The organism is Bradyrhizobium sp. 153 (genome assembly GCF_023073835.1).
GTDB lineage: Bacteria > Pseudomonadota > Alphaproteobacteria > Rhizobiales > Xanthobacteraceae > Bradyrhizobium.
On the sequence record NZ_JADPKH010000107.1, the window covers coordinates 73,674 to 89,753 of the forward strand.

The window sequence follows — 16,080 nt, forward strand, 5'->3', positions numbered from 1 at the left end:
ATGGACGCGAGCGCTCCGATCAATCTCCGCTACGAGGACATCGCGCTCGGCGCGGAGTTCGAGACCGCCGTGCACACCGTGACTGAGGCAGATATCGCGGTCTTCGCCGACGTCACGCGCGACCATCATCCGCTTCATATCGACTCAGGTTACGCGCGCTCGCGCGGCTTTCCAGCGGTCATCGGCCATGGCCTGTTCGGCCTGTCGCTGATGGAGGGGCTCAAGTCGGAGCTGAAACTGTACGAGGAGACCTCGGTCGCCTCGCTCGGCTGGGACGAGGTGAAGTTCAAGGGCCCCATCGTCGCCGGCGACACCTTGCGTGTCCGCTTCCGCTTCGTCGAGAAGCGGCCGACCAAAAATCCGGAGCGCGGCATCGTCGTCGAGACGCTCGACCTCCTCAACCAGCGCGACGAGGTGGTGACCGCGGCGCGCCACATCTCGCTCATCCTGACCCGGCAAGCCGACGCGACGGTGGAAACATGACGAGACATTGAAGAAAACGCGGACCGGAGGACGGCTCCTCTGCACCCACGCTTTGATTGGAGTATTGAGATGCGATATCGAAAAACCCTCTCCGCCCTAGCTCTGCTCATCGGCCTGTCCCAGGCGGCCGGAGCCCAAACCTGTACGCCGAAGGTGCCGGCGTCGAGCCTGATCGAGGCGCCGAAATGGCAGATGTCGATCAACCCGACGCTGCCGCCGCAGCAATTCGTCGACGACAAGGGCGAGCTGCAGGGCCTCAATGTCGAGCTCGCCCGCGAGATCGCCAAGCGCATCTGCGTTGAGGCGGTTTTCCTGCGCATGGACTTCCCGCCGATGATCCCGGCGCTTCGCTCCGGCCGCTTCGACGCCATCAACACCGGCCTGTTCTGGACCGAGGAGCGCTCGAAGATGCTCTATCTCGTGCCTTACGCGCAGCAGGCGATCAGCATCTACACCGATCCCTCCTCCAGCCTTAAGCTGGAGAAGTTCGAGGATCTCGCCGGCCGCATCGTCGGCGTGGAATCGGCGACCTATACCGAGCGCAAGGCGCGCGAGTTCAGCACCGCGATGGAGGCCAAGGGCCTCAAGCCGGTCGAACTGCGTACCTTCGCCACGGTGACCGCGACCTCGGCCGCGCTGCGTGCTGGCCAGCTCGAAGCCGCTCTCAACATCAACGAGACCGCGAACGCGCTCGAGCAGAAAGGCATCGCAAAGATCTGGGTCCGCGACATCGCCGGCACCGACATCACCTTCGCCTTCCGCGACAAGCTGCTGGCGCAAGCCGCAGCAGATGCGCTCACCGCGATCCGAGCCGACGGCACCTACGACAAGCTGTTCGACAAGTTCGGCATGACCAAGCTGAAGGCCACGACGTTCGCCATTCGCGGGGATGGGCCGACGAATTGACAAGCTCGCGCTATCTCATGTGTGGCAGCGCACATATGATCGACCTACTGCCGCTGATGGGAGAACAGGAGCATCTGCCTGCTTACTCGTTGGTCGCGGGAAACGCGACCAACCCACACCCCAGGAACGGTTTGATCTCGGGTGGATCAGCACGCCCACGCCATTCCGATTGAGTGTCAATTTTCATATTCGAGAACTGAGGTTGCTCGTCAGCCTCGCGTAGTCTGCCGTCACTCTCGAAATCTTGCGTTGCACTTGCACCACTGAAGTCCGCTCGTCCGCTTAAGAGAACTTGCTCCTCATTGGCTGTCGCAAGATTTTTCTTGATCTCCCGGTGCACACGTTGTGCACACGCCGCCTTCTAACCAATTGAAACACTCGAACTCTCGCTCCAATCCATCACGGGGGCAATGCAAAATCGATGCGCTAACAGATTGATGTTATTTCGCTTTATCGTCTCGTCTGGTATAGCTGATGTTCGGGCCGACTAAAGTTTTCAGGCTAACAGTTGAGGCATTCTCCTTTCGTTTCAAGTGCTTATTCAGAGGGCTTCGTAGCCCCGTGGAACATGGCACGTCCGGTCGGTACAGCATTGCTGTACTAGATGAGGTCGTGCAGTACCACGCTAGTTCGAATCCTCCTTACCAATCCCGTTTCCTTCGGCCGCAAAGTAACGTGCCGCTCTGGCCAGGCCTAGGGAAGAACAAGTACGGTCGTAGTGTTGGCGGCGGTAGAGCAAGCAAACTTGCGGGCTGCGGTCCGCTGGTAGGCGCGTGCGTTATCAGGACAGCAGGTTGGCGAAAGCTTCGGCCTATACTGAGTTCGAAGAATGAGCGCTGCCCTCCGAAGGCAAAGATCGCCCATTCGAATTCCGCCGGAGCTCGAGGTCGATGGCTCAACAGTCCTGGCTAGATCGGGTGAAACTGAATTGCAAAAACCCGGGCCCGCGCCCTGCAGTGTGTGCCGCACGAATGGATGGCATGCCTCTTCGTCGCAGCCGTTCACGCCTAGGGCGTCGAGATCAATCCACCAGGCGTTGCAACTATCCAGCGGTTGCCCCAACGCACGATAGAGTCGATCCGCCCGATGCCGGGGACCACGTCGCCCCGTGCTGCCATTCGAATCCCATCGGGCCCTTCGAGCACCGCCGTTCCACCGCGAACGTCAAGGACTGCCCACCCCCTAATAGTCGTTGGTCTTGTCTCGGGGACCGACATGAGCGGCCCCGCAGACCCAAGCGAGCCGGTCACAGACATGTCCGCCTCGCCGGCCGAAGAAGCTTGGTTCGAAGCTTCCGCCGATTGCGCCCCACTCGACGCTTTGGCCAAGGGCTTCGGAGCAAGGCTCGCGCTTGTTGTGGAGGGCTGACCTACACCAGGCGGTGTTCGCGAGTCCGAGGCTGATGCTACCTTTCAAGCGCTTTCGATCCTGCCGCCTGACTTTGTGTCCGGCATGCGGCGCGAAACGGTCTCTACCTGAGCAATTGGGTTGAGAGGCGAGATAGTTGCAGGACCGTACCAAGCACCAGCCCATCCCAATCCGAAGCCCCCAGCCAAGGCGGCCACGACGAGCCAAAAAGTGCGTTTTGCAAGGCCGCTCGGCGCCAATAGCGCCAGGACCTCATCTCGATTGGAGGTCGAGAAATCTGATTGGTCGAGAGTGACGGGCCGGGTCGCGACCTCGCAACTGCCTTGATCCGCGACAGTCTCGAACCTTTCCAAGGTATTGGCATGATGCAGTTGCATGCTCGGGTCCCTTGTGGTCCCCAATGATCGTGCCGGGAACTAAATCAACCCTTAACAGCCGATGCATCTCGGCACGAATAAATCAGCGGCGCATCACACGCAGAAGACCAAAGGAGTGATGTCTGGCGGCCCCCGGAGCGACCAAATGACGGTGGGACTGTGTTTTGCAAGCGCGTCCGCTTCCGAACTCGGCATCAGCGCGTTGATCGCTCCGACTTCGGCGGCCCCATCCCGGAGCTCCATAGCCGCTTGCCCACGCTAGCCAAGTCGATGTTGCGCAGTTTCTCGCGGTCGCGCCAGTGGCTAACGATGCGTGCCCTCGCCCGATCCTAGCAGAACTTATCGTAAGTCGGATCGAGTGCGCACTTTCGTTCGACCTACAAATGCGCGGCGTTGTCGCGCTGGTGTAGTCGCTTCATCACTTACTGTGGGTGCCGCGATCGAGTCCTTGGGCCATTCGACGGATGTCTCCAGCTTCGTAGAACGTCCGCTCGCGTCTAGAGCCTGTGTATTGGTGTCCACGCGTCCAAGCTACTGGAGTGCGGGGACATACATACGAGCGCCAACATGTCAGTTCGGCGTATGCTCGCGTCTCGGCGATGACCTCAGAAAGCAAACCCTACCGGCTCGCACGGGCGTTAGAGCGAGACGTTCCACCGCCAACGCAAGCCGTGGTGAATGAAGATTGCCCGATAGGGCTGTTCGATGCTGCGGCGCTGGCCTTCGTGTTCTTTCAGTCGGAGAAGCCAAACGGATGCCAGACAAGGAAAGGATGTGGGGTTGGCCTTCTTTCCAACGCGGTCGCGCCCGCAGCGCTCAATTGGTCTGCCGCTTTTGAACCGAAGTCTGGTCGATTAGGAAGTCGTCCAACTTCCCGCCGCCTCGAAGCTGCGGCCGCAGCCAGCGAGGCAGCCTGCCGCGACCCGACCATGTCTCCGCCGGGTTCCTTGGATTGCGATATTTGGGACGAACGGGCGGGTATGGACGGCGCTTACGATCGAACCTTGTGGCCTCGTCAGCGAGTCCAATCTTGTGGAGCCGTTCCTCCAATTTTGCTTTTTGCACTAACATTTTCTGAGTAAGGCTGGCGGTGACCTGCTGATGAAATCTCCAGAGCTCGTCAAGGGAGAGCGAATTGAAATGGGCGGCGTTCATGGCTCGATCCGAATTCTTGGGAGAAGGCCCAGCAAACAAGTCGGGTGTATTCGTATCGCTCTATTTTTCATCGTCTCCTGTTTATGTTCGGCAAGGCCATGCCGATCCGGAATTGAGAATTGCGACAATGTCCTCAGTGCTCATATTTCGGCAGCCATACAAGGCGAAATCTGAGACAAGTCCCTCATGCCAGAGACTGCCCGGCATTGGGCCGAACGTCGCCGCTCTGTTGTCGCAGGTTCAAGCTCTCGACATTCAAACAACAGATGACATTCGCTCGGGCTGTCTTGATTTATGAGCTTGCGAGTAGCTGCATCCGATTGATGGTGGGACAGACACAACTAAATGAAGCGGCCAGAAGACGGCTCTACTGGCTCAGTCGGCGAAGATCGAGTTTGCTTATTGCAGAGACGCGCAGGAAGGCGGCGCATTTATTTGGAGAAACTGATTTGAAATTAGGGATTGCAGATGATGGAAAACAACCGAAAAGCTCACCGTGTTCGCTTTGAACACAAGCATACGGTCAGCATCATGGGTGTCCACGGGACGTGGCGGCGAAGCTGACCCTTGTCGATGCCTCTGCAATGGGTGCCAAGCTTGAGGTTGACGGCTCGACAGATCCCCTGAAAGCACAGGAATTCTTCTTGGTTCTGTCCTCCACGGGTCTGGCATTTCGGCGCTGCGAGCTAATTTGGGTGGATGGTTCTCACGTCGGAGTTCAGTTCGTCACAGAAGACAAAGAGTAAACCGAACGCAGAGAAACGTCTCGTCGGTTCACAATGAGACTTCAGATTTATCCATGCTCGCTCAGACGACTGACAGGCTTGTTGTCGACGATTCTTCAGGATGAATTGGCGTTGCGCGGCGTGCATTCATTGACGCCATCCGACTATCACGAGATCATAGAGCAGTTGATCGAACACCTTAGAGACCTGGAGCTTAACTTCGCCGGCCGCGAGTTGGCTGGGAAACAGCCGAGTAGCCTCATGCCGGACTGACACCGGGCATTTCGGGATTGGCTGCCTCGGACGTCGCGCTGCAGAGTCTAGAGTTGCTTTCCAATTCTATAAACCAAACCCGCGGCCGATTCGCGGATAAGCCTGACCGCGGCCTCAGTATTACGCCCCCTGAAGAGCGCTCCATCAACCTGAGAAAAGATGCCCAGGTTGCCAAGAATCCGTCGACGATAGATTTAACGAGATTACCGCGATGCTTCTTTACGATCCCGCTTGCCATTTGGTGGTGTTGGTCCAACAACCGACGCCATGCTAGGTCGCCCATCCTGGCTGCGCTGCGGGTCGAATCGACGATGTCGGTGAATAGAATCGTGATCAAAACTCGCTCGAAATCATTCGATAAATTCTCATGATCTCCCGTGATGAATTCTTCGATATCGCCGAGAAGTGCCTCGGCATCGCCGAACCAGAAGGCATGTCCTCCGTTTGAGTATTCAATGTATTTGGCATTCGGGATGCGCTCCGCCAGATCACGCCCCGCTATCGTCGTGAAAGCTGGAGATCGAGCCTTGAGGATCGTATCCCATTCCGAAAGCCATATCGTCGAGCTCGACGACGGCTCACGCTGGCAGGTGTTCCCTGGTGACGTCGACATCACCCTCGGCTGGACGCCCGAGACCGATCTCAGGCTGACCCGCATCGATGGCGATGTAAGCGACCAGGTTCTAGTCAGCAACGATGATGACGGCCGCGTCCGGGTTCTGCCCGAAGGCGCGCTTTGGCCGAAGGACCACGTCAAGGCGAAACTGGGATCGACGCGCAGGAGCAGGCGGGCGACAAAATGACGGCGCGCCATTCGCGACAGGATCCCATCAACCCGACGGCTTCGAAGACATTGCGAAAGCAAGTGAATTAGTCGCTTCCGGCGACATCGATGACGTGATTCCGAGAGGTGCCCAATTGTTTGTTTACACCGCCGAAGCTGAAGGTTAGCATTGGAACAACCAGACGTAATTTGCCGATATGTGAAGCCGTTCACGGTCAGACGCGCTTCGGTAGTGCATTGATACAGTGAATGATCCCGCACCTCGGGAGGGCAGTTTTGTCTACTCCCCTTTTGGACCAGCGGCTCCAAGGCTTCGCCTCGAACTTACTCTATCAGGAGCTGGCGGACGGAGATGACGCCGAAGGCTTTCGCTTTCGCGACATCGACGGAATCGTTCTCTTCGTCGACATCGTCGACTCCACGTCCATGACCGATCTGGTGGCCGCGTCCGGTCCCGATGGCGCCGAGCGGCTCGGGGACGTCCTCAACGACTATTTCCGCTGCGTGATCAACATTGTGCTGGCGCATGGCGGCGACGTGGTGGGCATTGATGGCGACGCCGCGATCGCGCTTTGGCGCGCCGCCGGATCGACGAGCACCCCGGCCGTCTCAGCCGCACGGGCTGCAATTGGCCTGCGCGAGGTCCAGCTCCATTGGCCGGTCCAGCCGCCCGCCTCGCTTCGCCACCGAGTGACGCTGGTCGCCGGCAAATTCACCTCGGTCATTCTTTCCGGCAACAGCGGGCGGCGCTTTCATGTTCTCGCCGGCGAGCCGTTGCGCACGATCAGCGCGATCTCGCACGAGGTCGAGCCGGGCGAGGTGATCGTCGACGATGCGGTCGCGCAAATGCTCGGCGCCGCAGCGAAGCTCGAACCGATTGGCTCTCACGGCCAAGCGATGCACGCCGCGGCACGCCTCGACGCCTTGGTCGACACGGGGCCAGCGGATCGCGGCCCGGCGCCTGGTCCGATTCCGCTCTCGTGGTCCACGCCAAAATCGTTCCTGCCGCGCGTGGTCGTCGCGCGCGGCCAGTCCGATCTCGTAGCCTGGCTGACCGAATTCCGGGCCGTGAGCCTTATCTATGTTCGGCTCAGCGCACCGGAGCTTCCCGACGGCTCCGCCCAGGCTCGGCTGCAAACGATGTTCGAGGTCGTCGCGAAAGCCGCGGAGGCGCTCGATGTCGAAATTCTGCGGGTGGTCGCTAACGAAAAAGGCGTCATCGCACTCATCGTCTGCGGCTTGCCGTCCTTCGGCTCGGAAAGCAATGCGGCTCACGCGGTCGGGATCGCCGAACGCATTCGTGAGGACGCCTCGAAGCTCGGCATACCGCACTCGCTCGGCGTGGCGACGGGCCGCGTATTCTGCGGCCTGGTCGGCAACGCGGCGCGACGCGACTACGTCTTGAACGGACCCGTCATGAACTACGGCGCGCGGCTCATGCAGGCCGCCGACGACGACGTGCTCTACGATGCCGAGACGGCCCGCGCGGCGAGCGGGCGGTTCGCCTTCTCGCCAGCCGAGGAAATCTCGGTCAAGGGGCGCGGGCGTCCGCTTGCCGTACACCGCCTTTCGCAGGCATTCGCGGCACCTGCGCACTCGCCCGCCGGGCAGAAAGCGCTCGTCGGGCGCGATGCCGAATATGCGGAATTGACGCGAGGGCTCGGCAGTGGTGAAGGCGGCCTCGTCGTTCTGGAAGGCGAACCAGGCGCTGGCAAATCCCGATTGCTCCAGGCCTTGCGTGAGGCGGCCGAACGCAGTCGCCACACGACGATCGTCGCTGCCACGCACGTGATCGAGCGCGCGACGCCCTACTACGTCTTCCGCAATTTCGTGCAGCAATTGCTGCGCGAGCCCGGCGACCGCGAACCCGTGAGCCCGCCTCTGCTGCGGACACGACTTCACGAGGCGCTTGCCGAAACTGACCTCATCGAGAAGGCGGCCTTGATCGAGGACGTGATGCCGCTCGGATTGCCGAGCAGCGAACTTGCTGCCCAGATCAAGGGCGCGGCGCGACAGGCGGGCATAGAGGATATCATCGTTGCGCTCGCCGCCCGAAGAATGGCGGATCGGGCCCCTTTGATCCTGCTCGACGATTTGCACTGGATCGATGCGCTGTCGGCGGACCTTCTGCTGGCGCTGGCGCGCAGATTGCCCCGGCTGCTGATCGTGGTGACGTCGCGGCCGTTCGATGCGACGGAGGCGCCGCACGGCGGACGGGTCATCCAGCGTGCGTCCCGCCGCATCCCGGTTACACGGATTGACTCGAAAGGCACGACGCAGATCATCTGCGATCTCCTGAACGTCATGTCCGTCCCACGCCGGCTGGTCGATTTCGTCTACGGACAGTCGCAAGGCTTGCCGATCCATATCGAGCAGCTCGTGCTTTCGCTGCAGGAGCATGGGTTGATCGAAGCACGGGAGGGGAAATGTCTCGTGCATGCGTCCGATCTCAGAGCCGCCGCGGTGCCGCAAAAGCTCCGTGACCTGGTCGTCGGACGCATCGACCATCTTGGTCAGGCCGATCAGCTCGTGGCTAAGGTTGCGAGCGTCATCGGCCGCGTTTTCGACATGGACACATTGCGGGCGATCTATCCGCTTCCGAGCGAGGCGCGCAGCCTCGAGATGAGCGTGCGGCGCCTGGCCCTCGCGGGCATTCTGGAGCCCGCATCCGGAGGAGACAGCGCCGCGCATGCCTTCCGCCATGTGATCATTCAGGAAGCGACATACGAGCTCCTGAGCTATGCGCAACGACGATCGATCCATCTTCATCTCGTCGAGCAGATCGAGCGGCGGCGCGCGGAGGCGCTGGAGCCGCACTATTCGGAGCTCGCCCATCATTGCGAGCACGCGGGCGAGACGGCGAGAGCGGTCGAGTTTCGCCTGTCGGCGGCGAGCCTCGCCGTGCTCCGCTCTGCCAATGATGACGCGCTGATGCATGTGGAGCGCGCCGACCGTCTGGCCAGGACCGCACGGCTGGCGCTGACCGACGCCCAGCGCTCGACCTTCGCGTTCCTGAGAGGAGAAGCGCTCCACGCCTTGGCGCGCTTCGGTGACGCCGAGGGCTATTTCCGGGAATGCATGCGGCTGAACAGGATCAAGAGGCCGGAGACCCCCCTCCAGATGAGGCTCTCCACGATTCGGCAGCTCGCTCGACAAGCCGCGCACCGAGTCGGCTTGATGCGAACGCCATGCGATGAAGTTACCCGCCAACGGGAGCGGCTGTCCGCCCTTCTGCATACACGCCTCGCCGAGCGTGCCTACTTCATGTGCCAATCCACCGAGCTGGAGCACGATACGCTCGCGGCGTTGAACCAGGCCGAAAAAGTTGGTGCGGTCTCGGAGACGATCGGCGGATACGGGGCGCTCGCGATCGGACTTGGAACGACGCGCCTGCATGCGCTGGGCCGCTACTATCGTCAACGCGCAATCGACGAATCCAAACGTGTCGGAGAATTGCGGGACCAGGGTTTTGCCCGTCTCTATGGCGCGGTCTACTCGCTGCACACTTGTGACTGGGACGAGGCGCGTACGCTTCTGCAGGATGGCGCCAAGCTGTTCGAGCGGCTCGGCGACCGGTTTCGCCGACAGTCGTGCCGCGCGGTGCTCGGGTATATCGCGATGGCCGCCGCGAACTACCGCGAAGCGCGTGCCATCCTCAGCGAGTTCGGATGGGACGCGGAGGGGGCCGAAACGAATGCGGTGCGGATCTGGTTGCTCGCCGGTCAGTCGGCACTCGATATGCTGGAGGGCCGCCCGCCTGCTGCCGCGGTGCGACGGATGGAAGCGGTGCGGGAGCTCGTTCTCTATCCGGCCGAACGCCACCTCTGCGACGGCGTTGCCGCTGCCGCTCGTCTCAGGGCAGGCGACATCGAGGGCGCACGGCGCGGTGCCGACGAGGCATTGCAGAACCTGGCCGCCGGCTTCTGCACGATGGGCTCGGCGTACAACAGCGTCAGCAGCGTGGCTGCCGTGTTCCTCGAACTGCTCGAGCAAAGCCAGGCTGACGGCAAGCGCGACGACGGCTTGCATGCGCGCACGGCCGAGGCGTGCCGCGCCGTATCGGCCTACGCAGCGCGGACGCGGATATGCCGCCCGCGCGCGCACGTGCTCGAAGGCCGCTTTGCATTGGCCTCGGGACGGCAGAGCCGAGCGATCCGTCAGTTCCGCCGTGCGCAGGGTTGGGCGCGACGATTGCAGATGCCGCTTGAGGAGGCATTGGGTCATCTCGGGCTCGCGCAAGCCCTGCCCGACAACGCCGCGCGCGAGCACCACTACGAACAGGGAATGTCGATGCTCGATGGCCTGGGAGCCCGGCCGTGGGGCTACGATTTAATGACGGCTGCAGCAGTCAAGCGCGAGGGTCACTCAGCCATCCGGGCGTAGCATGAGAGGAAAGATCGATGGCGAAGCAGAAGATCGCGATTCTCGGCGGAGGCATGGCCGGGCTGAGCGCGGCCTATCACCTTACCAAGACCCACGCTCTGCGCGATCGATACGAGGTCGCGGTGTACCAGCTTGGTTGGCGGCTCGGCGGCAAGGCAGCAAGCGGAAGGGACGATCTGGGACGCAATCTCGAGCACGGCCTTCACGTCTGGTTCGGCTGCTACGAAAACACCTTTCAGATGCTCCAGGAGCTTTATGCGGCGAATCCGCCCGGCGGCATGCTGACGGACTGGACGGCCGCCGTGACGCCGCAAAGCTACACGCCGATCGGCGTTTACGACAACGGCCGATGGACGTACTGGCCACTGACCTGGCCGACCAACGATGGAACGCCCGGTGACGGCACACTCCTGCCGAGCTGGGGCCAGATGATGCAGATGGTCGCCGGCTGGATCGCGGAGGCGATTGAACGTCGCCTGCAGCAACCGGCCCCCGCAGAGGCGGTCGCTGCGGCCGGCTGGCTGCCGCCCACCGGAGCCCTGGCGCTGTCGTCGGATACTGCGACACCGGCGGGTGCGGTGAGAGCGGCGCAGAACCACCTGCGTGCTCACGGTTCAGATCTTCGCAAGCTGACCGAACAGGACATGAAAGAATTTCACGACCTCGTCCGGTGGGCGCGCGATGCGCTGGCCGGACGGAAGTTCGTGGGTGAACAGAGGGCGGAATTCGTGGAGGCATCTCCACTCGATCACCGCATCCTGACCGAAGTCCTCGATATCTTCGCAGCAACCTCTGCCGGCATTTTCTGGGATTTGGTCGTGCCGGACCGTCCCCTCGAAGCGCTCGACGGCTACGACTTTCGCGCCTGGTTGATCAACCACGGCGCCAACCCCACGATCGTTAACACGTCCTCGGTCATTCGCGTCCTCTACGACACCTTGTATCAGTACGAGGACGGTGATGTGTCGCGTCCATCCTACGCCGCGGGCTCCGGGCTCGGCGTCATCATGCGTCTGATCGGAACCTACAAGGGCGCCATGATGTGGGACATCCAGGCCGGCATGGGCGAGGTGATCGTCGCGCCGCTGTACGAGCATCTTGTTTCGTTGGGCGTGAGCTTCAAATTTTTCCGCAAGGTGACACATCTCGGCTTGTCGCCGGACGGGACGCTGATCCAGACGATCCGGATGGACAAGCAGGTGGAGACGATCTCCGGCGACTACCAGCCCACCTACGATCTTGCGGATGGATTGACTGTCTGGCCGGCCGAGCCGCTTTGGGAGCAACTCGTCGACGGCGCCGAGATGAAGGCCGCAAAGGTCAATTTTGAGAGCTATTGGTGCGATCGGCCGCCCGTCGGACCACCCGAGGAGCTTCATCTCGGAACGGATTTCCACATCGCGGTCCTTGCGATCTCGCTCGGCGCCTACAAGCCCCTGAATGGCGCTGACGCCAGCATGTGCGCGGAGCTGATCGCCAAGAACGGAGCGTTTGCCTCGTACGTTCAGAATGTCGGTGTCGTGCCGACGCAGTCGGTCCAGCTGTGGTGCGACCCGACCAGTGCCGGCCTCGGCTGGACCACCGGCAAAGCCGCGACCGTTTCAGGGCCCGAGTATCTAAACATCTGGGCCGACATGACCCAGGTGTTGCCGTTCGAAACCTGGCAGGGGCCGAGGCCGCAGTCCCTGCACTATCTCACTGGAACATACAAGACGACGCTATTCCGGCAGCCCTCCTCCAATACAGGCGTTCCCGCCCAGGCCCATGATGAGATCCGGACCCAGGCGATCGCGTGGCTCAACGAGTCGTCCTACGGCCTGTGGCCACTCGCTGATCCCAACGGCGCCTTCGATTTCGACGTGCTGCACGTGACGGAGCCGGCCGTCGGCACAGCACGTTTCAACCAGCAGTTCTGGCGCGCCAATATCGACCCGACCGAATGCTGCACGCTGTCGGCAGCGGGAACGACGCAGTATCGGCTGCATCCCGACCAGACCGGCTTCAACAACCTCATCCTTGCCGGCGAGGGCAGCCGGCACGGTTTCAACACCACGGCAATCGAGGGAGCCGTGATGTCCGGTGCGGCGGCCGCGCGCGCGATCAGCGGCGCCCCTGCTCACATTGTCGGGTACGACTTCCTGCAACGCCGGCCATCGCAAGGACCAGGAACATGACAGAGGTACCCTACATATCGTGGATCGGACACGGCGCGACGTGTCTGTCAGCTCCCGACACCTTCGCCGATGCCACGATGAGCCTCTTCAGCATCGAGACCGACACCACCGCCGTTCAGAACCTCGTGGATGCGCTTCTCAATCCCGTAGCTCCCGGACGGGTGCGCTACGCCCCTGCGCTGTCCGCCGCGATCTTCAGCTTCAGCGACAATGCAAGATGTACCTCGACGGTCGATGCGATCGGCTTCATGCCCGGGCGCGAGACCATGATCCTGGTGCCGCTCTGGGAGTTTCATGGCACCAATCCGCTTCCCAGCCGGCTGGTGTTCTGGGCGCCCTATATCTTCATTGACTACACGATCGGCCTTGTCACCGGGCGCGAGGTCTGGGGATGGCCGAAAGCTTTCGCGCGCATCGGCGTCGACACCGATGCGCCGGGCGCGGGCTTTTCTTGTCGGACCACGGTGTTCCCGGTCCTCGCGCCGACGACGCCCGCGCAGGACGTCGTTCTCTATCGTATCTTCAGGACCAACGAGGGCGCCAAGTCCGAACCTTGGGACAGCGCGGGGGCAGCAGCCCGCGGCGCGGTGCGAGGCTTGCTCGACGGGATCGCCGAAGATGCCCTCCAGATGCTCACCCGCCAGCCGGAAATTTCGTGTGTCGTGCTGAAGCAATTCCGTACGTCGGACGATCCGACGATCTGCTGCTATCAGGCAATCGTCAACTCGCCGATCGCAGTGACGAATTTCGCCGCTGGGGGCCCGCTGTTCGACAGCTTCACCGCCGAGATTGCCACCTGCGAAAGCCACAGGATCGTGTTCGACTTGCTCGGGACGATGCCAACATCCCCGACCACACGCCTGCCGATCAGGTTCGCCGGTTGGGCAAGGATCGATTATACAGCGCTTCCCGGCAGCGCCGTGATCGTTGCAACGTAGACGAGCTCAATTGGTTTTGGCAGCATCGGTGCACCGATGCTGCATGGAGGATAAGCCATGCCCCACGGATCGCAAATCAACGTCGTGATCATCGGAGGAGGACCGGCGGGACTCGCCGCGGCCTTTTGGCTAACGGCGCCGGAGCAGAACGATCGCTATCGGGTCACACTCTACACCCAGGGCTGGCGCCTTGGGGGAAAATGCGCCAGCGGGCGTAATTACAGCGAGCACGACCGTATTGAAGAGCATGGGCTCCACATGCTGATGGGCTGCTATCACAACGCGTTTGCGACGCTGCGGGCGTGCTATGAGGCCTGGCATCCTGGCCCGGGCAGTCCGCTCTCCACCTGGGAGCAGGCGTTCATCCCTCAGCGCAAGATCACCCTCATGGAGCCCGACGGTCGCGGAGGAGCCTGGGAGCCATGGGACTTCGCCAACCTGCCTCGATCTCCAGGTGAACCTGGCGACGGTCTCGGCGCAGATCCGATGGCCGCGCGGGCCCTGGCGGAAGGGCCTGTGGATGCCATGCATCGGCTGGTAAAAAGGCTGGCCGATTGGCTCGAGACGTCGGTTGGCCTCGATAAGCTGATCAAGGGCGGCAAGGCCGCGATTGCCGCATTGCGTGCTCCCCTGTTCGAACCAACGGATGAAAGAACGAAAAAGAAGCTCAATGACCTCGAGATCGCCAATAAGCAACTGAGAGAGGCGATTGGCAACAAGGGCTGGCAACCGGCCGGGCACGATGCCGAGCAAAACGAATCGTTTCAGCTGGCATCTGGAGCCATGAGCCGGCTCCTCATTCTTGCCAACCTCGGCGTGGCGACAGGCCTCGGCTATCTCCGGGATATCGCCCACAGCGGCGAGGCCGCCTACGACAAGCTCAACGCACAGGACTTTCGCGCATGGCTGGCGACGTGCGGTGCGTTCGACGAGACGCTGGCCTCAGCTCCCATTCGCGCGCTCTACGATCTCGCCTTTGCCTTCCGGGACGGTCTGGCCGGTAACATCGATAATGGCTCGATGGCCGCCGGCGTCACCTTTCGCTTTGCAATGGAGCTGACCTTTGGCTATCGCAACGCCCCGCTGTGGAAGATGGCAGCAGGAACGGGTGACACCATCTTCACGCCATTCTATGAGGTCCTCGAGGCGCGGCAGCCGGGATGCGTGCAGTTCTTCAGCCGGCTCACCGACATGACCGCGGCAAACGGGCGCATTCAGTCCATCGAGATCTCGATCCAGGCCGTGACGGGGGACGGCACGCCCTACAGGCCGCTGGTACCGGTCAAGAACCTGCAATGCTGGCCGAACCAGCCGGACTGGGATCAACTCAAGGACGGCTCTGTCTTGCGGGGCTGCAATTTCGAATCCAGCTTCTGCACGGCATCCGCCGGCACGCGACCGCTGCAGGTGGACCAGGATTTCGATCTCGTCATCCTTGCCATTCCGCCCGCGGCGATCACCAAGACCCCGGCGTCGTTCGCGCAAGGCAGCGCGCGATGGCAAGCCGCGCTAGGAGACAGCCGGTCCGTGGGAACCCAGTCGTTGCAGCTCTGGATGGGCCCTCCCATCGCCGGTCTGGGCTGGCCGCTTGGGCCGACCGTGCTGACCGCTTTCGCTGAGAACTACGATTCCTGGGGAGACATGAGTCATCAGCTGCAGACGGAATCATGGAGCTGTCCAGACGCACCGCAGACGATCGGCTATTTCGTCGGCTGTCTCCACGTGCCGCAGCAACCCGCGCCTACCCCGGATTCGATGCAGCAGGCAGCGAACCAGCAGGCCGATCAGTGGATCGCACAACACCTGCCCATCCTGTGGCCGGGCTACGGCGCGGGCCAGCAAACCTGCCGCTGCGTCGCGGCCAATTTCGACGGCTCGGACCTCTATGTGCAGACGCCGAGCGGCACGAATGTTGCGAGCCGCTTTTCATCCGCGGATACGGCAGACTTCGCAAACCTGTATGTCGTCGGCGACTGGACGCGCACGCGCTTCAGCGGTGGATGTTTCGAGTCAGCGATCGAATCCGCAATGCTCGCCTCCCGCGCGATCAGCAACTTTCCCACCCACATCAAGACAACGTAGGTGGCAGGAGCCGCGCTGAGGCGCGGTCCCTCAAACTCCGGCAGGCGTGCCGTGGCGACGATGATCGGCACTCGGTCGCGCCAGGGCCAGCCCTCGACCACTGTTCGATCGGGCTCGAAAATCTCGACCTTGAGCGGGTGGCAGGCGGCAACATCGCTGGAATGGCTGGCACCGCAGTCGCCGCCGGGACAGGCCGACAATGCGCCGATACCGATCTACAACCTCGATTTCTCGCTCATTCCCCGTGACGCTCGAGGAACTCGAAGCCGCGCAGGAGCGCGAGTATTGGTCGATGGTGGGCGATCCGCGATAGTAGGTACCGTGGCGTTGGCTCGTCACCAGACGTCCTTTGGCGATACGGAGATGGCCTTCTTGCGCGACAGGCATACCCAGCATCGCGCAGTTCGCGCGCCGCCTTGGTCCGAAAATCGG

Annotated in this window: 11 protein-coding genes; 9 read left to right on the plus strand and 2 right to left on the minus strand. The window is 61.9% G+C overall.

Annotated elements, in window-relative coordinates; all coding sequences use genetic code 11:
• Both IVA91_RS26970 and IVA91_RS26975 read left to right on the plus strand, forming a co-directional pair.
• Window positions 1–483, plus strand: coding sequence for a MaoC family dehydratase (locus IVA91_RS26970; protein ID WP_247281351.1), 483 nt, complete (start codon window positions 1–3; stop codon window positions 481–483).
• A 69-nt stretch (window positions 484–552) separates the two neighbouring features.
• Complete coding sequence (locus IVA91_RS26975; protein ID WP_247415304.1) at window positions 553–1,389, plus strand: transporter substrate-binding domain-containing protein; 837 nt, start codon at window positions 553–555, stop codon at window positions 1,387–1,389.
• 1,412 nt (window positions 1,390–2,801) lie between these two features.
• Here IVA91_RS26975 and IVA91_RS26980 read toward each other — a convergent pair.
• Window positions 2,802–3,134, minus strand: coding sequence for a hypothetical protein (locus tag IVA91_RS26980; RefSeq protein WP_247450688.1), 333 nt, complete (start codon window positions 3,132–3,134; stop codon window positions 2,802–2,804).
• 816 nt (window positions 3,135–3,950) lie between these two features.
• Window positions 3,951–4,289 (minus strand): H-NS histone family protein, encoded by a 339-nt coding sequence (locus IVA91_RS26985; RefSeq protein WP_247279952.1) that lies wholly within the window; start codon window positions 4,287–4,289, stop codon window positions 3,951–3,953.
• A gap of 548 nt (window positions 4,290–4,837) precedes the next feature.
• Between IVA91_RS26985 and IVA91_RS26990 the strand changes: the two genes are divergently transcribed.
• The 7 genes from IVA91_RS26990 (at window position 4,838) to IVA91_RS27020 (ending at window position 15,648) form a co-directional block, all read left to right on the plus strand.
• Entirely contained in the window at window positions 4,838–5,035 is a 198-nt protein-coding gene (locus IVA91_RS26990) for a PilZ domain-containing protein (RefSeq protein WP_346015531.1), read from the plus strand.
• Window positions 5,036–5,116: 81 nt separating this feature from the next.
• Complete coding sequence (locus IVA91_RS26995) at window positions 5,117–5,287, plus strand: hypothetical protein (protein WP_247279951.1); 171 nt, start codon at window positions 5,117–5,119, stop codon at window positions 5,285–5,287.
• A gap of 527 nt (window positions 5,288–5,814) precedes the next feature.
• Window positions 5,815–6,090 (plus strand): hypothetical protein, encoded by a 276-nt coding sequence (locus IVA91_RS27000; protein WP_247279950.1) that lies wholly within the window; start codon window positions 5,815–5,817, stop codon window positions 6,088–6,090.
• 230 nt (window positions 6,091–6,320) lie between these two features.
• Complete coding sequence (locus IVA91_RS27005) at window positions 6,321–10,454, plus strand: AAA family ATPase (protein WP_247459455.1); 4,134 nt, start codon at window positions 6,321–6,323, stop codon at window positions 10,452–10,454.
• A gap of 17 nt (window positions 10,455–10,471) precedes the next feature.
• Entirely contained in the window at window positions 10,472–12,628 is a 2,157-nt protein-coding gene (locus IVA91_RS27010; RefSeq protein WP_247279948.1) for an FAD-dependent oxidoreductase, read from the plus strand.
• On the plus strand, window positions 12,625–13,566 hold the full coding sequence (locus IVA91_RS27015; RefSeq protein ID WP_247279947.1) for an acetoacetate decarboxylase family protein: 942 nt from the start codon (window positions 12,625–12,627) through the stop codon (window positions 13,564–13,566). The genes IVA91_RS27010 and IVA91_RS27015 overlap by 4 nt, the downstream gene beginning before the upstream one ends.
• A gap of 57 nt (window positions 13,567–13,623) precedes the next feature.
• Window positions 13,624–15,648, plus strand: coding sequence for an NAD(P)-binding protein (locus IVA91_RS27020; RefSeq protein WP_247279946.1), 2,025 nt, complete (start codon window positions 13,624–13,626; stop codon window positions 15,646–15,648).
• Window positions 15,649–16,080: the final 432 nt, after the last annotated feature.